This window comes from Streptomyces sp. PT12, from assembly GCF_003311645.1.
GTDB lineage: Bacteria > Actinomycetota > Actinomycetes > Streptomycetales > Streptomycetaceae > Streptomyces.
The window spans coordinates 16,157-33,142 of sequence record NZ_QEST01000167.1 but is presented as its reverse complement, the minus strand read 5'-3'; the positions used below and the strand labels follow the sequence as shown (position 1 = coordinate 33,142).

The 16,986-nt window shown below is 74.4% G+C and carries 15 protein-coding genes; 4 read left to right on the top strand and 11 right to left on the bottom strand.

Features of this window, described 5'->3' with window-relative positions; translation table 11 throughout:
* Positions 1-211: 211 nt before the first annotated feature.
* From DEH69_RS19025 to DEH69_RS19015, 3 genes are all read left to right on the top strand, one after another.
* Positions 212-1,198 carry an aldo/keto reductase gene (locus DEH69_RS19025; protein ID WP_113688190.1) on the top strand — a complete coding sequence of 329 codons (987 nt, stop codon included), beginning with the start codon at positions 212-214 and terminating at the stop codon, positions 1,196-1,198.
* Positions 1,199-1,386: 188 nt separating this feature from the next.
* Positions 1,387-2,544, top strand: a complete 1,158-nt coding sequence (locus tag DEH69_RS19020; RefSeq protein ID WP_113688189.1) for an acyl-CoA dehydrogenase family protein — start codon at positions 1,387-1,389, stop codon at positions 2,542-2,544.
* A 181-nt stretch (positions 2,545-2,725) separates the two neighbouring features.
* Positions 2,726-3,229, top strand: coding sequence for a flavin reductase family protein (locus DEH69_RS19015; protein WP_113688204.1), 504 nt, complete (start codon positions 2,726-2,728; stop codon positions 3,227-3,229).
* A 106-nt stretch (positions 3,230-3,335) separates the two neighbouring features.
* On the opposite strand, the gene DEH69_RS19010 is transcribed toward DEH69_RS19015, so the two are convergent.
* Complete coding sequence (locus DEH69_RS19010) at positions 3,336-4,142, bottom strand: AfsR/SARP family transcriptional regulator (protein WP_309302870.1); 807 nt, start codon at positions 4,140-4,142, stop codon at positions 3,336-3,338.
* A gap of 452 nt (positions 4,143-4,594) precedes the next feature.
* Between DEH69_RS19010 and DEH69_RS19005 the strand changes: the two genes are divergently transcribed.
* Positions 4,595-5,776 (top strand): histidine kinase, encoded by a 1,182-nt coding sequence (locus tag DEH69_RS19005; protein ID WP_147255691.1) that lies wholly within the window; start codon positions 4,595-4,597, stop codon positions 5,774-5,776.
* Here the strand turns inward: DEH69_RS19005 and DEH69_RS19000 are convergent.
* The 10 genes from DEH69_RS19000 to DEH69_RS18950 form a co-directional block, all read right to left on the bottom strand.
* Complete coding sequence (locus DEH69_RS19000; protein ID WP_113688187.1) at positions 5,697-6,302, bottom strand: response regulator; 606 nt, start codon at positions 6,300-6,302, stop codon at positions 5,697-5,699. The two genes, DEH69_RS19005 and DEH69_RS19000, sit on opposite strands and share 80 nt — an antisense overlap.
* 190 nt (positions 6,303-6,492) lie before the next feature.
* The gene (locus DEH69_RS18995; protein ID WP_258534768.1) at positions 6,493-7,692 is read right to left on the bottom strand and encodes a cytochrome P450; all 1,200 of its coding nucleotides are present in this window, start codon (positions 7,690-7,692) and stop codon (positions 6,493-6,495) included.
* An 89-nt stretch (positions 7,693-7,781) separates the two neighbouring features.
* Entirely contained in the window at positions 7,782-9,518 is a 1,737-nt protein-coding gene (locus tag DEH69_RS32865) for a carboxymuconolactone decarboxylase family protein (protein WP_258534767.1), read from the bottom strand.
* The gene (locus tag DEH69_RS18980) at positions 9,515-10,312 is read right to left on the bottom strand and encodes an alpha/beta fold hydrolase (protein ID WP_113688185.1); all 798 of its coding nucleotides are present in this window, start codon (positions 10,310-10,312) and stop codon (positions 9,515-9,517) included. Before DEH69_RS18980 ends, DEH69_RS32865 begins: the two co-directional genes overlap by 4 nt.
* Entirely contained in the window at positions 10,309-10,971 is a 663-nt protein-coding gene (locus tag DEH69_RS18975; protein ID WP_258534766.1) for a LysR substrate-binding domain-containing protein, read from the bottom strand. The genes DEH69_RS18980 and DEH69_RS18975 overlap by 4 nt, the downstream gene beginning before the upstream one ends.
* Positions 10,972-10,974: 3 nt before the next feature.
* On the bottom strand, positions 10,975-11,742 hold the full coding sequence (locus DEH69_RS18970) for a DUF6182 family protein (RefSeq protein WP_113688184.1): 768 nt from the start codon (positions 11,740-11,742) through the stop codon (positions 10,975-10,977).
* Positions 11,739-12,899: a hypothetical protein gene (locus DEH69_RS18965; protein WP_113688183.1), complete on the bottom strand. Its 1,161-nt coding sequence runs from the start codon at positions 12,897-12,899 to the stop codon at positions 11,739-11,741. Before DEH69_RS18965 ends, DEH69_RS18970 begins: the two co-directional genes overlap by 4 nt.
* A gap of 2 nt (positions 12,900-12,901) precedes the next feature.
* The gene (locus tag DEH69_RS18960; protein ID WP_113688182.1) at positions 12,902-14,359 is read right to left on the bottom strand and encodes an NAD(P)/FAD-dependent oxidoreductase; all 1,458 of its coding nucleotides are present in this window, start codon (positions 14,357-14,359) and stop codon (positions 12,902-12,904) included.
* Positions 14,360-14,361: 2 nt separating this feature from the next.
* Positions 14,362-15,216 carry an SAM-dependent methyltransferase gene (locus DEH69_RS18955; RefSeq protein ID WP_113688181.1) on the bottom strand — a complete coding sequence of 285 codons (855 nt, stop codon included), beginning with the start codon at positions 15,214-15,216 and terminating at the stop codon, positions 14,362-14,364.
* A 61-nt stretch (positions 15,217-15,277) separates the two neighbouring features.
* Complete coding sequence (locus tag DEH69_RS18950; protein ID WP_113688200.1) at positions 15,278-16,903, bottom strand: GH3 auxin-responsive promoter family protein; 1,626 nt, start codon at positions 16,901-16,903, stop codon at positions 15,278-15,280.
* Positions 16,904-16,986 lie beyond the last annotated feature (83 nt).

The window sequence follows — 16,986 nt, the reverse complement described above, 5'->3', positions numbered from 1 at the left end:
CGGCCTGCGGGGTCTGGCCTCCGGAGCCGACGTGACCGTCTCCCCCGTCGCGGACGCGATGCGGGGAGCGGGAACGCCAGTGCCGGGGGCCGTCCTGCCCTGCCCGGACGTCACCGGGTGTGGGGGACGCGGCCACGCCGGGTTGACATGGAGCGCACTCCAGCTTCTAGCGTCTGCCCAAGAGAACCCCCGAGCCCAGGAGGCTTTCCCCATGACCCCCGTCCCCACCCGGCATCTCGGCAAACTGGCGGTCTCCGCGCAGGGTCTCGGGTGCATGGGCATGAGCCATGCCTACGGCGCCACGGACGACGCCCAGTCGATCGCCACCCTGCACCGGGCCCTCGACCTCGGGGTGACCTTCCTCGACACCTCCGACTACTACGGCTCGGGACACAACGAGGAGCTGGTCGGCCGGGCGATCGCCGACCGCCGTGACGAGGTGGTGCTCGCCACCAAGTTCGGCTTCGCCAACCGCCTCGGCGAGCCCATCCAGGTGCGCGGCGACGCCGCCTACGTGCGGCGGGCCTGCGACGCCTCGCTGCGCCGGCTCGGCGTGGACCACATCGACCTGTACTACCAGCACCGGGTCGACCGGGAGGTGCCGATCGAGGAGACCGTCGGCGCCATGGCCGAGCTGGTCCAGGCCGGCAAGGTCCGCCACCTCGGGCTCTCCGAGGCCAGTCCTGAGACCATCAGGCGGGCGCACGCGGTGCACCCGATCGCCGCGCTCCAGAGCGAGTGGTCGCTGTGGAGCCGGGACCTGGAGCGGGAGATCGTGCCGGTCTGCCGCGAGCTCGGCGTCGGCGTGGTCCCGTACGCGCCGCTGGGGCGCGGGTTCCTGACCGGCCAGTACCGCTCGCTTGGCGAGCTGGCCGCCAACGACGTGCGCCGCTACCAGCCGCGGTTCGCCGAAGGCAACCTGGAGAAGAACCTGGCGATCGTCGCCCGGCTGGACGAGCTGGCCGCGGCGCGCGGCGTGACCGCGGGACAGCTGGCCCTGGCCTGGCTCCAGCGCCGCGGCGATGACGTGGTGCCGATCCCCGGCACCCGCCGCCAGCGGTACCTTGAGGAGAACCTCGCGGCCGCCACTCTGGAGCTGTCCGGCGATGAGCTGGCCGCGATCGAGGCCGCCGCGCCGGCCGAGGCCGTCGCTGGTGACCGCTACGACCCGGTCGGCACCACCTTCCTCAACGGCTGACCCACAGGTCGGACCGCCTCGAAGGCCCCGCACCCACCGTCCCTCCGCACTCCTCGTTTTCCCACGAGGGCAGGGACCCGGGGGCGGGGCGCTTCGCGCTCCGGGCTCAAGCGCGACCCGAGCCCTGGTCCAGCGGTGCGCGCCATGGTCAGAAGCTCTGAACCAGTGGTGTTCGCAAGGAGGCGGGAATGGACCGAAACGCTCCGCAGGGAACCGGACTTGTCGCTCGGTCGGCCAAGCTGGCCGAACTGGCCCACAGCCGCGCCCAGGCGGCGGAGGAGCGGCGGCGGCTGACCCCCGACGTGGTCGGGCTGATGCTGGAGACGGGGTTCGCGCGCCACTTCGTGCCCGCCGCGCAGGGCGGCAATGAGGGCACCTTCGAGGAGTTCAACGCGGCCGTCGCCACCGTGGCCGAGGGCTGTCCGGCCACGGCCTGGTGCGCCTCCGTGGCCTCCAGCCTGGCACGGATGGCCGCGTTCCTGCCGAGCGAGGGGCGCGATGAGGTGTGGGCCAAGGGGGGCGACACCTTCGTGGTGGGCTCGCTGTCCCCGGTCGGCAGGGCAACGCCCGCGCCAGGCGGCTGGCGGGTCACCGGCTCCTGGGCGTACATCAGCGGCGTCGACTACTGCGACTGGGCTGTGGTCTGCGCCGTGCTGCCCGGCGACGAGGCGGAGCGCCAGGGCCCCCCGCCCGCCAAGCTGTTCGCCCTGCCACGCGCCGACTTCACCGTCCAGGACACCTGGCACGGCTCCGGCATGCGGGCCACCGGCAGCAACACTCTCGTCGTCGACGGCCAGTTCGTGCCCGAGGCGCGGAGCGTGGACCGGCAGCGGCTGTTCGATGGCAGGCCGCTTGACTCGGCGGCAGACTGCCACTCCGTGCCGATCCAGGCGGTCAACGGGCTGTCCTGCGCGCCCGCCGCGGTGGGCGCCGGCCGCGCCGCGCTGCGGCTGTGGACCGAGACGACGGCGCAGCGGCTGGCCCGCGGCGGTGGCCGGCCCGGCGTGCCTGGCCCGTCGCGCGGCACCTATGACGCGGTGCTGACCCGGGCCGCCGGCGAACTCGACGCCGCCGCACTGCTGTTGGAGCGGGCGGCGCGGCTGGCCGACGGCGGGTCCCGGGTCACCGAGGGGGAGGTGGCGCAGAACATGCGAGACTACGCGCTGGCGACCGAGCTGGTGACCAACGCCGTCAACCGGATGTTCGCCACGGCGGGCACCTCGGGGCACACCACGGGCAACCCGCTGCAACGGCTGTGGTCCGACGTGAACTCCATCGCCACCCATATCGCGCTCGCCTTCGACCCGGCGGCGACGCTCTTCGCGTCCCAGCGGTTCGACCGCTGACCCGGCCCGGCGCCCAGGCGGCTCGCGGAGGCCGCTGCCGGTGTCCGAACGGCCTGGGCGCCGCGGCATGTTCGGGGCGGGGGAGCGTTCGAGTCGCCCTCCACGCGCCTTCGAGCCGGTGGCCCGAAACTGCGGGGCAGGCAGCGGGAGAGGCCCGTGACTGAACTACGGAGTGGACGTCATGCTGGACGCGGATACCTTCCGGAAGCTCTTCGGCACGTTGCCCACACCCGTCGCGATCGTCACCGCGCTCGGCGAGGACGGCGGCCCGCGCGGGTTCACCTGCAACGCCTTCTCCGCGGTCTCAGCCGAGCCGCCCCAGCTGCTGGTGTGCGTGGACAAGAGGTCGAGGACGCTGCCCGGGCTGCTCGCCTCGGGGGTGTTCGCGCTCAACTTCGTCGCCCACGAGGGGCGGGAGGCGGCCCGGCTCTTCGCGGGGAAGGCGGCGCGCAAGTTCGACGAGGTGGTCTGGCGCGGCGGCCTTGGCGGCGTGCCGGTGCTGCCTGATGCGGCCGTGGCCTACGCCGGGTGTCGGCTGGTGCGGTCCGTGGACATGGGGGACCACCTGCTGGTGATCGGGCGGGTGGAGGAGAGCGAGCTCTTCCCGCGCACCGCGGCCCTGTACCAGCGGGGCGTGTTCGGGGTGTGGGAGCCGGGCTCCCGGCTTGCGGCCCAGCCGCGGTGAGACGTCCGGGCGCCGGGCGGCGGGTCGGGCCGCTCGGCGGGGCGGCGACGGTGGCGCCCCGGGGTGGCGGTGCGGAACGGGTGCCTGGCGGCTGGGCGCGCGCCCGTCAGGCCGACAGCGAGCGCGGGAAGTGCCGCAGCGGGGTGGAAGGAGCGGTGGGGGAGGCGCCAGGCCAGACATCGAGCTCGGTGTCGTTGGCCAGGATGGCCTGGTGCAGCCGCTGCACCCGGGGCGTCGGCTCGACGCCCAGCTCCTCGATGAGGGACTGTCTGAGGGACTGGAAGACGCCGAGCGCCCGCCAGGTGTGGCCGGCCCGGTAGAGCGCGGTCATCAGCTGGGCGGCGAGGGTCTCGTTGAGCGGCTCACGGTTCACCAGCATCCGCAGCTCGCCGATGATCTCCGCGTGCCTGCCGAGCCGCAGGTCGGCCTCGAGCCGCAGCTCCAGCGCCAGGGAACGGGCCTCCTGCATCCCGATGACCTCCGTGCCGAGCACCTCGCCCACCGGCACGTCGGCCAGGGCCGGGCCGCGCCACAGGGCCAGGGCGCGCCGCAGGTGGGTGGCCGCGCCGCCGGGGTCGTTGCCGGTCAGTGCCGTGCCGCCGAGCCGCACCAGCCGCTGGAACTCCAGCAGGTCGAGGGAGAATTCGTCCGGGGCGAGCCGGTAGCCGCCGTAGCTGGTCGACAGCACCTCCTTGGCGCTGCGGCCGGTTTGTCTAACGCCCGCTTCGGTGAGCTTTTTCCTGAGTTGAAGGATGTACGTCTGTAAGGTGGTGCTCGCACTTCTCGGAATTGCGTTGCCCCACACCTCGGCCATCAGCGTTTCGACGTGGACGACACCGCCTGCCCTGACGGCGAGAAGTGAGAGGATTTGTCGGGGTTTTCCGGCGGTCGGGACGATGGATATGGCGTTCATGTGAGCTTTGAGTGGTCCGAGAACTCCAAATTCCATGGAATCAAGCATCTCAGCCCGTTGGCGGGCGCAACCAGTGACGCCCGCACGAACGGATGTGAAGATCTCATATCCCGGGCCGCCGCCCCGGCCGGCGCGTTCCCGCTCGCCGGGCCAAGGGCGGTCCGCTCGGGTGCCGGACGGCGGCCACAAGTGGCCACCGCAACTTCATCTTTGCGCAGGTCGCGCCTGGTAACGTCACAACCGGACACGTGCTCGCGCAATGGGGCTCGGGACACGACGGTGCGCGGGATCGCCATACTGGCCGGTAGGCCGATCCGCTTGCTCGACCCGTCAAGGCGTTCTGTCGTTCGCTGTTCGACTGAATTCTGGTATGACCGCTCGGGGGGAACTTCATGGCGTTTTCAGGTTTGGGCGGTCCGTTAAGAGGCGAAGAAGATCTCGTTAAAGCCCGTGTGCACGAGCTGCCCAGGGCCCCCTACGGGCGGCCCGACGCCGCCCCGCCCTCGCTCACCCCGGCCCCGGGGCCGCGGCGCCCCCGCCCCGCCCCGGGGGAGCCAGTGGCGCCGGCCGACACCTCCGCCCTGGACAGCCCGCTGGTCCGTCTGCTCCAGGAGCGCCCCCTCCTGGCGAAGGCGCTGATCGCCACCGTGCCGGGGGCGGTGGGCGGGCTGGGGGCCGTCCTCTTCCTGGCCGACGGCGAGGGCTGGCCGCGGGCGCTGCTGATCGCCCTGCTCGACTGGCTCGGCTGCGTCCCGGTGGTGGCGGTGCGGCGCGGCCGCTGGCGCCTCGCCTGCGCGCTGCTGCTGGTCACGGTGTCGGTGCCGTTCCTGGCCCTCGGCGAACTCGGCTATCTCGGCGTCTCGTTGGCCGCCGCCGCGGCCCTCGGCCACGGCGTGCACCGCTACCGGGCGGCGCTGGCCGCGGCCCGCGCGCTGGCCGGCGAGGAGCGGCGCAGGGCCGCCGCGGAACGGCAGCGGCTCCAGCGCGACCTGCACGACCTGATCGGCTACAGCCTCTCCGCCATCGTGGTGCAGGCCGAGCTGATCGACCGCCGGCTGGCCGGACAGCGCGCCCCGAGCCGCGACGAGGTCACGGAGCTGATCTCGCTCTCCCGGCGCGCCCTCGCCGAGGTGCGCTCCCTCTCCACGGTGCCGCCGCACCTCTCGCTCCCCGTCGAACTCGCCTCCGTGCAGCGGGTGCTGCGGACCGCGGGGGTGGTCACCGATGTCGTCGACGACCTGCCGGTGCTGGGCGAAGGGCGGGTCGAGGCGGCGATGACCGCGGTGCTGCGGGAGGGCACCACCAACATCCTGCGGCACAGCCAGGCCAGGTCCTGCCGGATCACGGTGGGGCTGGTGAACCGCCGCCCGGTGCTGCTGCTGTCCAACGACGGCTACGAGCCGCCGCGGGGCGAGGAGACCGGCAGTGGGCTCGAGGGGCTGGCCGCGCGGGTCGCCGCGGTCGGCGGGGTGTTGACCTGGTCCCACCGCAAGGGCTGGTTCCGGCTGCGGGCCGCCTTCCCCGCGATGCCGGCGGACGCCGCCGAAGGCTCGGCTACAGCCAGCCGGCGCGCTCGGCGATCCGGATGGCGTCCAGCCGGTTTCTGGCGTGCAGCTTGGCGACCGCGGCGGTGAGGTAGTTGCGGACGGTGCCAACGGAGAGGTTCATCCGGTGCGCGATCTCGGCTGGCTCGGCGCCGCTCGCCGTCTGCCGCAGCACGTCGGTCTCGCGGAGGGTCAGAGGGCTGACGTCGCTCTCCCAGCACGCCAGGGCCAGCTCCGGGGCGATCACCCGGCCCCCCTGGGCGATCTTCCTGATGGCCTCGGCCAGTTCGTGGGGTTGCGCGTCCTTCAGCAGGAAGCCGCTGACCCGGGCGGCTAACGCGCGTTGCAGGGTGCCAGGTCGGCCCAGCGCGGTCAGCACCAGCGTGCGGCACTCCGGCAGCCGCTGGTGCAGCGCGCCCGCGGCCGTGATGCCGTCGATGCCGGGCAGGTCGATGTCGATGACCGCCACGTCAGGGCGGCTCTCAAGCGCCGTGGATACGATCGCGTCGCCCCGGTCGACCTCCGCCACCACCGACAGTCCCGGCTCCCCCTCCAGCAGGGCGACCAGTGCCCCCCGAACCATGTGCATGTCCTCGGCCAACATGATTCGTATCACTGAGTCGTTCCCCCACTCCCCGAGACGCGGTGAGAACCCCGGGATACGGTTGACAATGATACGTAAGATCGTACAGTTGTGTGAGAGTTGGATCTAGGTCTAGATTAATGATCGGTCAGCGGTGCGAACGCGTTCTGTTCGTTCGTGTGTTTCCGAGCGCGGCGGGATAGCCAAGGAAGTGCCGCGCCGGTCACCAGCCGATGGGCAGCCGCCGCGGACCCCGGATCAACAGGCCGTGGCGCCAGCTCAGTTCCGTCGGGTCGACAGCCAGGGCGAGACCCGGGCAGCGCGCCAGCAGGGCGTTGAGCACGATACGGGCCTGGAGCCGGGCCAGCGGCGCGCCCAGGCAGTAGTGGACGCCGTGTCCGAAGGCGAGGTGCCCGCCGGTCGGCCGGCGGATGTCGAACCGCTGCGGCTCGGCGAAGCGCGCCGGGTCCCGGTCCGCGTCCGCCAGCGCGATCAGCACCAGCTCACCGCCCCCCGGCACGGTCACCCCGCCGATCTCCACGGGCGTCGTGGTGAAGCGGTATGTGGTGGTCTCCACCGGCCCCTCGTAGCGCAGCACCTCCTCGACGGCGTTGTCGACCAGCCCGGGCTCGGCGCGCAGCGCGGCCAGCTGCTCCGGGTGGCGCAGCAGCGTCAGCACCCCCGAGGCGATCAGGTTCACCGTGGTCTCGAACCCGGTGACGAGCAACAGCCACGCCATGCCGATGAGTTCGTCAGGGGAGAGCCGGTCGCCCGCCTCGTCGGTGGTGCGGATGAGCGCGCTCATCAGGTCATCGCCAGGCAGCCCGCGCTTCTCCGCCACCATGGCGACCAGATACCGGGTCATCGACCCGGTGGCCGCCGTCCTGGTCTCCTGATCCGGGCTGCTCAGCGCGTCCTCGGCCCACCCCCTGAAGGCGGCCCGGTCAAGCGACGGCACCCCGAGCAGCTCGCAGATGATGCCCATCGCCAGCGGGAACGCCAGCGCGTCCACCAGGTCGGCCCGCCCCTCGGCGCGGGCCAGCATGGCGTCAAGCAGCTCGCCGGTCAGCGCCGCCACCCGGGGCGCCAGCCCCTCGATCCTGCGGGTGGTGAACTCCCGCGCCACCAGCCGGCGCAGCCGGGTGTGGTCGGGCGGGTTCGAGCTCAGCAGGTTCTCGCCCGCCGAGAGCCGGGTCAGGGGCAGCGCAGGGGAGGCGTCCCGCCACGACTTGGAGAGGGCAGGGTCGGTCAGCGCGGCCCGGCACGCCTCGTACCCCACCACCAGCCAGCCCTCCGCGCCCTCGGGCACCCGCACCCGGTGTACCGGCCCCCGGGCGCGGAGTCCGGCGTACACCGGATAGGGGTTCCGGGTGAATTCCTCGCCGAGCGCGCCGAAATCCGCCGCGACTTCTGTCGTCCGCACTGACTTCCCTTTCGTTGACCGGTGGTTCATCGAGTGGTGACAGGCGTTGCCGCGGCGGAAATCCCGGCTCCGGCTCCCGGTGCCCGGCGCTACCGCGCCGAGGTGCCGCGTTCCTCGAACACGTCCCTGGCCACCCGGATTGCGTTCAGCACCCGGGGGAATCCGGCGTAGGGCACCACCTGGATGAGGGTCTCCACCACCTGCGCCGGGCTCAGCCCGACGTTCAGCGCGGCGCCGATGTGCACCCGCTGCTGCGGCGCGGTGTCCCCGAGCGCGGTCAGCGCGGCGACGGTGACCAGCTGGCGCCGCCCGGGCGTGAGCGAGGCGCGCTGGTAGACGTCGCCGAAGGTGAACTCGACGATGTACCGGCCCAGGTCGGGGGCGAGGTCCCGGAGGGATTCCACCACGTCAAGGCCGTGCTTCCCATCGATCTCCACCAGCTTCTCGGCGCCCCGCTGGTAGCGGTCCCGGTCGTCGGCGTGCACCTCGGGGGCGACGGTGAGCCCACGCTCGGCGATGACCTCCCTGACGACACGGACCGCGTTCAGCGCCCGGGGGAACCCGGCGAAAGGGACGAGCTGGATCAGCGTCTCGACCAGCTCCTCCGGGCTGAGGCCGAGGCTCAGCGCGGCGTTGAGGTGGACCGTCAGCTGCCCGGCGGTGTCCCCCTGCGCGCTCAGCGCCGCGACCGTCGCCAGCTCCCGCTGCGCCAGGGTGAGTCCGGGCCTGGCGTAGACATCGCCAAAGGCGAACTCAATGACGTACCTGGCCAGGTCGGGCGCGATGTCGTCCAGCCCCGCCATCGCGGCGGCGCCGCGCTCGCCCGTCACCTCAAGCAGCTTGGCCCTGCCGCGCCGGTAGCGCTCGCTCTCCGTCGCCTCGGTGCCGCGGGCGGTGTTCTCTGGGTGGCTCATGTGCTTCGGTTCTCCTGCTGGTCGTTCGGGTGTGGTTCGGGTGTGGTTCGGGTGTGGTGCGGGGACAGGGCTTGGCACGGTGCCGACGGCCACGACGTTGCCCTCCCTGATGTATCCGTCCGGGGCGCGCAGCGGGTTGGACGGCGCGTCAGGGTCGAGGAAGGGCGCCCAGTCGCCGGGGAGGCCGGCGCGCCCGGCCTGCTCCCCGAAGCGTGCGCACGCGTGCGCGTAGAACCGTAGCTCGGCCGGCGACAGCGGCGCGTGAAACTCCATCAGCTGGGTGTGCTGCCGCACCTCGGTCAGCCCGGCGCCGCGCAGCCACCGGTACAGGTCGCCGCCGCGCAGCAACTGCCGGGCGTAGCCGGGCGCGGCGGCCGAGGCGCGGAAGAAGTCGGTGATCAGGAACGGGTCGGCCGGGCGGACCAGGCTGAGCGTGCCGTCCACGTCCTTGACGGCGACTAGCCCGCCGGGCCGGGTGACCCGGCGCAGCTCGGCCAGCGCGACGGCCAGCTCGGCGTCGTCCAGGTACTGCGTCGCGTTGGCACACCACACCGCGTCGAACTCGTCGTCCGCGTAAGGGAGTTCAAGCAGACTGCCGCACCGGACGGAGATCCGGTCCCGGGCCGGGTGGGCCCGGGCCCGCTCGGCCGCGAGCCGCGCGTTCTCCGCCGCCAGGTCGACCGCCGCGACCTGCCCCGCGGGGCCGACCAGCTCGGCCAGCCAGGGCAGGAACGCGCCGCCGCCGCACCCGGCGTCCAGCACCCGCCAGCCGGGCCCGATGCCCACGCTGTCGAGCGCCGCGCGGTAGTGCGGGGCGCAGGCTTCGAAGTGCGGGTCCACGATCTCCTCGTGGGTGAACGCGAGGCCGGTGGAGGTGGCGTAGCCCCAGCCCGCCTGGTGCGCCGTGGTCATGGGGCGGCCCCCGCGATCGCCGCCCGCCGGGTGAGCAGCTGGCTGAGGATGCCGACGGTCGCCTCCGGCGCTTCGAGCGGCGCGAGGTGGCCGACTCCTGGCAGGATCACCAGCCGCCCCTGGGGCAGGGCGGCGACTGCCTGGCCGGCCTCGTCCACGGAGACCAGCTCGTCCTCGTCCCCGACCACCACCACCGCAGGCACGTCGGTGGCGCGCAGCGTGTCGAGGGCGTCGACCCGCTCCGCGATGGCGCGTTGCGCCCAGGCGACCGAGGCCGGCCGGGCCGCCAGCGCCAACTCCGTGACGCGCTCCGTCAGATGGGGCGTACGGGCCCGCGTGGTGGCGCCGAGCAGGGCCGGCGTGGTCTCGGCGACCAGCTGGTCCCGCGCCCGGTCGTCGAGGACCAGCTCGGCGAAACGGCGGCGGCGCGCGGCGGTCGGCGGGTCGTCGGCGGTGGCCCGCGCCGCCAGCAGCGCCAGGGCCTCGACCCGGCCAGGGTGCCGGCGCAGGAACGCCATGGCCAGGTAGCCGCCCATCGAACAGCCGGCCAGCACCACGGAGCCAAGGCCCCTCCGCTCCAGCTCGGCGGCCAGCTCGTCGGCCGCCGCGTCGAGCGAGGGCGGCAGCCCGTCGGTGGGCGGCGCGGCGCCGAACCCGCGCTGGTCGTAGGCGAGGACGGGGTGCCCCTGGCCGCGCAGGCCCCGGGCCACCTCGTCCCACGAGGAGGCGTCGAACGGCAGGGCGTGCAACAGCACCACGGTGGGCCGGTCGGCGGCCCGCTTCCCGGCGCTCACCGCCGCGCCGACCGTTCCGCGTCGGCCACCAACCGCCGTACGTGCGCGGGGGGTTCGACCGACCGCAGCCAGGCAAGGGCGACCGGAGCCGACGGCAGGTCGGTCACCGGCACGGCCCGCACCCCGGCCGGCAGGGTCCCCGCGAGCGAGCGGAACGACACATGGATCGCGTGCGTGGCGCGCAGCAGGCCGACCAGCGCGGGGAACGTCGTCATCCGGTGGACCCGGCGGATGGCGCGGCCCCGGGGCGTCCGGGGCGGCGTCACCAGGTCCCAGACGTGCGGCGGGAAGTCGCCAGGGCAGGCGAAGGCGTCGAACGCGGCCAGCTCCTCGACCGACACGGACTCCCGGTCGGCCAGCGGGTGGTGGGCGCCGACCAGCACCGCCCGCCCGTCGTGGCAGACCGGCGCGCTGACCGCGAGGTCCGGCTCGTTCTGCGGGTACTTGACCAGCAGCAGGTCGGTGCGGCCCGCGCGCAGCGCGGCGAACGGCTCGCCGACCTCGTAGGGGACCAGCTCCACGGCCTGGCGCGGGTGGCCGGCTGCGGCGACGATCCGCCGCGCCAGGTGGCTGGGGCCGTGCACCCCGAGCCGGACGGGGCGTGGCGTGGCGGAGGGCTCCTGGGCGGGGATCTCCTGGGCGGGTGTGGATGGGGACAACTCTCAGACCTCCTCGGTGAGTCCGGCGTACGCCTGGAGCCGGTCCGGGTGGTGTACGTCCGTGTCGACGCGCAACGCCAGGAACCTGGCGCCGGTCAGCCGCGGCACAAACCGCAGCGACAGCCGGTCCCCCGGGCCGACAAGCCCGTCGATGACCGCCTCGGTCAGCAGGTGGTTGACGTGCACCAGCGCCTCGGCGACGGTCACCCTGGCGGTCGCGACCCGCACCACCCGGTGGGCCGGGCGGCCCGGCGGCCGGCCTGGCACCGTCACCGTGACGGAGGGCCGGGTCGGCAGCTCGTGCGGCGCCTCGAAGTTCTTCAACAGCCGCCGCAGCGTGGCCGTCGCCGCGCGGGGCGCCGGTCCGGCCCAGGCCACCGCCGCGTCGGCGGCGACCTGGGCGAAGGCGAACCGCTCGCGGAGGTTCGGCGGACTGCCGGCGAGGAACACGGTGCGGGTGAACGAGCGCCGCCAGGCCGCCCGCGCCGCCGCGTCGAGGGTGAGCGCGAAGGCGCAGGTGTCGCGCGCCCAGGCGGCCAGGTCGAGCCGGCCGATGACGACCACGGCCAGCACCTCGTCGGGGTCGGCGCCCGCGGTGGCGGCCAGGGCCGCGCGCACCGCGTGCGGGGACCGCGCGCTAGCCGGGTCGAGCCGCTCCGCCAGGTCGGGGCGGGCGGCGCGCACCCGCGCCAGGGCCGAACTGAGCAGCGTCTCCTGGGAGAGGGACGCGAAGTCGGCGGATGGCGCCGCCGGGTCGACGACGCTGGTCACAGGTACACCGCCGAGAGCAGCCCTGGGTCGGGGGCCGGCCGTCGGCTGCCAAGCAGCGAGCACGTCAGCCGGTAGGGGTCCACATAGGTGTGGTCACGCCGATGCCGACCGAGCGCGCCCAGCAGCTCGTCGCCGCCGCCCGCCGCCGCCTCCCCGGCGCGGTTCAGCAGCCGGGCCGCGGTGGTCAGGCACTGCCGCAGCAGGTCGTGCCGGAACGACTGCCGATGGCCGGGGCCGAGGGTGGCGATGAAGTAGAGCCGCATCCCGAGCCGGAGCGCGGCCGTCCCGTCGTCCTGGGTGCCAGGGGCGGGGCCGGCCCCGGCCATCGCCTCGCCCGCCGCGCGCAGCAGCGCGCCCGCGGTGTGGCCGCGCCAGCCGCCGTGCCGGGCCGAGGTGATCTTGCCGTCGATGGGCACCCGCCCGAGACAGACCCGGCGCACGGTCGGCCCCACCGTGGTCAGCACCCGGTCGAGCAGCTGGTAGTCCGGGTCGAGTTCCCGGTCGTGGAGCAGGACCACCTCGTCGTGGTCGGGCACGATGGGCAGCAGCTCCCGCAGCGCGCAGGCCAGGTAGTTGGGGCGGCCGTCCGCCGAGACGATCCGGCGCAGCGGCATCCCGTGCCGGGTGAGGTCCAGATAGACGGGGCCTCCGCCTGGCCGCTGGTCGAGGACGAGCCCGACGGCGGCGAGCCGGTCGATCATCTCATCAAGGCCGAGCCCCGGTGGCTGGTGCGCGACCAGACCCGGGTCGTGCATGCCGAGCCGCGCGTAGTGCCCGGCCCACAGCCGCAGCATCCGCTCGCTGGCCGGGTGCACCCAGCCGTCGTGCTCCACGGCGTCCCGGTAGGGCCGCAGCGCCTCGGCGCTCTGCGCGCGGTCCCCTGAGCGGTAGCTGACATAGAGGTCGCCGATGTCCTCCTCGGTGAGGGCCGCGTAGTCCAACTCGCCATGGACACGGTCGAGATACTCCCAGAACCCGACCGTCTGCTCGGTGACGTGGTAGGTGGTGTGGCTGTAGCGGTAGGACACCTCGGCGAGCGGCGCGGTGGCCCGGTACATCACGTCCGTCCACAGCAGGCCCTTGAGGTGGCTCGGGGTCAGCGGCTTGGTGGGGGTGACGGTGACCGGGGCCAGCAGGACGTTGGTGCGAGGCGGCATCCTCAGCCTTCTTCCTGTGCGGCGATGGCATCGCGGAGTTCGGCGTGCGTCGGCGGGCGGAGCCCGGGCGGCCCAGCCGCGGCGCCACCGGCTGGGGCGGCTGGCAGCCGGGCCAGGAACTCCGGGTCGCCATAGACCTCGGCCGGGGTGGCGAGGGTGTTCTGCACCCGGCTGACGCCCCGCCACACCACAGGGTCGGTGGCCGCGGCGGCGAGCGCGGCGGCGACCCGGTCGGCTGGTACCGGCGCCCTTGGCCGGTCAGCCGCGGGGAGCGGCGGCAGCCCGCAGGCGGCACGCCAGCGGGCGATCCGCGCCCACGAGTCATGGGCGCCCAGCGCGTACCAGGGGCCGAGCAGCCCCTCAGCCAGCTCGGCGGCGGCGGCGGCCGACGGCGCGCCGTCCGCCCACAACTCGGCCAGCTCGAAGGCGTGTTCCAGAGCGGTGGACAGGCCGCGCCCGAACATCGGGTCGGTGACGCAGGCCGCGTCGCCGACCTGGAGGAGCCCGGTGACCCGGGGCCGCGGGTCGGTCGCGGTGCCCCGCAGCAGGTTCGGAGGCATCCCGATCACCCGCACGGGGCCGAGCGGCTGGGCGGCCTCGGCCGTGACCCACGCGCCGAGCAGCGGCGACAGCCGGCAGGCGGCGGTGAACCCGTCGGCGGTGCGCAGCCCGTCGGCCGCGCGGTCCTCAGGCAGCGCCCCGAAGGTGATGGCGAAGACGTCGTTGTCCGCGGGGTGCAGCACCGCCGAGTAGTGGTCCCAGATGCCGCCTGCCGCGTTGCCCCGGTTGAGCGGCCCAGGCGGCGGCCCGTCCGGGTCGCGCAGCCGGTAGAAGCGGCCGAACGCGCGCAGCCGGCTCGGCGAGGACAGGTCAGCCGGTACGGCGACGCCGGCCGCGGCCAGCCAGCCGCGCGAGCGGGACGCGCGCCCCGAGGCGTCCACCACCACATCGGCGGGCAATCCCCCGCCGCCGTCCGTGACCACGCCCGCCACCCGCTGGCCTGACCGGCCGGACGGCGCGAGCGACAGGCCGCGCGCCACGACGTTGTGGTGGATCGTCACCCGCGGCAGCGCCGCCGCCGCCCGGTACAGCAGCACGTCAAGCACGGTGCGCCGGACGACCAGCGTGGTCAGCTCGTCGTCCCGGGGCGCCGCCGCGCCGTCCGGGCCTGGCGGCGCAAGGGAGTTGAGGTCGAGAAGCCGGGCGCCCTCGGCCAGCGCCGCGTCGAGCACGGCCGGCGCATGGCGGCGCAGCGCGCGCACGCCGAGCCCGTTCAGGATGTGGTCGTGGGCGGCCTGCGGGACCAGGGGGCGCCGCCACAGCCGCGCGCTCTTGACGACCGGCCCGTCCGGTGGGGGGTCGCCCCGCTCCAGCACCCGCACCCGGTGGCCGCGCCCGCCGAGCGCAAGCGCGAGGGCGAGGCCGGCGACGCCGCCGCCTGCTATCACGGTGGTCGCCATGGTCAGCGGCGCCGGCCGTCGACGAAGAACACCCGCCGGACGTTCCGTTCCGCGCGCGGCGGCACCGGGTCGGGCCAGCGGCCGAAGTCGGCACCCGGCTCGCCGGGCTGGACGGCGCGCACGTCGAAGCCGTAGCCGTCGAAAAGGGCCTCGGGCTCGTCCGTGCCGAACACCCAGGGGCAGCCCCAGCCGGCGAACACCTCGAGGAGACCCCGCATGTGGGGCAGCGTCAGAGCGGCGCCGTTGACGATGTCTGCGGCGATCCGGCTGCCGGGCGCGGTGATGCCGGCGACCCGCTCCAGCATCCGGCGCCCTTCGGCCTCCGGGATGTAGTACAGCAGCCCTTCGAGCAGCCACGTCGAGGGGACGGACGGGTCGTAGCCCGCCGCGACCAGGCGGTCCTCCCAGCCGGGGCCGGTCAGGTCGGCGGCCACCGCGCGGTGGTCGGCCAGCGGCCTCACCCCGCGCATCCGCTCGGCCTTGAAGTCGAGCACCGCGGGCCGGTCCACCTCGAAGTAACGGATGTGCCCTGGCCATGGCAGCCGGTAGGCGCGGGAGTCCATGCCCGCAGGGGCCAGCACGATCTGGGTGGCGCCCGGCTCGCGCGCGGCGGCCTGGAGCAGGTCGTCGAAGAAGCGGGTGCGGATCGCGTTGTAGTCCGGGGTGCTCGGCAGGGTGCGCGGCCGGTCGTGCGGGAACGTCGCGGCGCGGATCTCGGCCAGCAGTTCGGGGCCGACATCCCCGACCAGCCCGGCCGCGTAGGGGTCCTCGTACAGGCGGTCGTCGCGGCGCGTCTCTGCGGCCCGCAGCGCGGCGGTGAGCAGGGCGGTCCGTTCGACGGGTTCGAGCGCGGGCATGGATGGCTCCTCGTCGGTTGGGGCGCGTGCCGGGGTGCGACTCCCGGCGCTTGAGGGCGGTTCAGTGCCGGGGGGCGCCGATGAGGCGCGTCCAGAGGGCGTCGTCCTGCCGGAAGAGGCGGTCCTTGACCTGGGTCGGGCGGACGCCCGCGCCGACCGCCGCGTGCCAGTCGCGGAGGAACGCGTCGCCCGGCAGGGGCCGGACGGTCGGCCGACCAAGTCGGCGGTCGGCCCTGGCCGTGGCGTACCCCGCCGACTCGGCGGCCAGAGCGCGGTCAAGGGCCGCGGCGAACCGGGTGATCTCGTCAGGCCGCCAGGTGGTGCGCGGGGCGAGCGCGAAGACGTAGGCGGGGACGCCGTCCGCGCCCGGCTCGACCCGGCAGGCCACGTTGTGCAGCGCCAGCCCTCCGGCGTCAAGGGCCGCCCGCAGGGCGCGGACCACCTGCGCGTCGCGGAGCCGTTCGCCTGCCGCGTCCGAGCGAACGCCGCGGCCCGCGTACGCCACGCGCGGCACCCCGCCGACCCGGTCCACCACCCGCACCACGTCCCCGACCGGGTACCGGTAGAGCCCGCCGACATGGCTGAAGAGCACGTGGTACTCCCGGCCGGCCTCGATCTCGTGCGGCAGCAGGGTGGCCGCGTCGGGGGCCAGGTCCGCCTCGGCGGGCACGAACTCGTAGACCGCGGCCGAGGCGACCAGGCTGCCCGCCGAGGCGTGCCGGTCGAGCGCCACCCCGACCGGCCCTTCGGAGGCGGCCACTGGCGCGGGCAGCAGCGCCACATCGGGGCCGAACTCCGCGCGCAGCGCCGGCAGGTACAGCGACGCCACGCCCGTCGTCCAGCAGAACAGCGCGCGCACCCTGGGCCACACGTGCGCAGGCCGCACCGTCCCGAAGTAGCCCGCGAGCCGTTCAAGTTCGGCGGCCCTGCCGGGGTCGGGGGCGCGGTGCGGCAGGCCACCGAGGGTGCCGTCGCGCACCTCCTTCACGATCCGTTCCCACCAGAGGTTCAGCTGGTGCGGGACGGCGGCGATCATCGCCGGGTTGATGCCGACCAGCGCCCGCACGTCGCTCTGCACCGCAAGCCGCAGCCGCAGGTAGGCACGTTCGAGGTGGTCGCCTGGCTCGGTTGGCACCGGCAGGGCCGCCCAGGGCGCGCCGGTGCCCGGCTCGGCGGACAGCGGCTCGCCGAACATCGCGCCGAAGTCCACCTGGCTCGCGCCCACGTGGGGCCGGCCGTCGCCGACGGTGGGCGGCGCGGTCAGCGGGTCGTGCTTGAGGTTGAGCACGGCGTCGGGCCGCGCCAGCACGTCGGGGAAGTGCTCGGCGAGCGGGGCCCAGGCCGCCAGGTAGAACGGCATGAAGGTGGTGCGCACAAACCGCGGGGTGACCGGCACCTTCTTGTGCGCCCCGGTGCTGCCGCTGCTGGTGAAGTAGAGGGCCGGGGTGTCGGCGGTCAGCAGGTTCCGCTCGCCGGCCGCCGTCCTCTCGATCCAGGGGGCGTGGCCCGCGTAGTCCCGGATCGGGACGGCCGACCGGAACGCGTCGAGCGTGCGGATGGTCCCGAACCCGTGCTCGCGGCCGAACTCGGTGTCCGCGTTGAACGCCAGCAGGTCGGCCAGCACCCGCTGTTGTTCGCCGCGCGGGTCGGCGTGCTCGGCGCGCAGCCGGTCCCGGGCGGCGAACACCCGCGCCCGGTAGCGGTCGAGGTGGCCGGGGCTGTGCCAGACGGAGCGGACGGGATCGGAGGCGGGATCGGAGGCGGGATCGG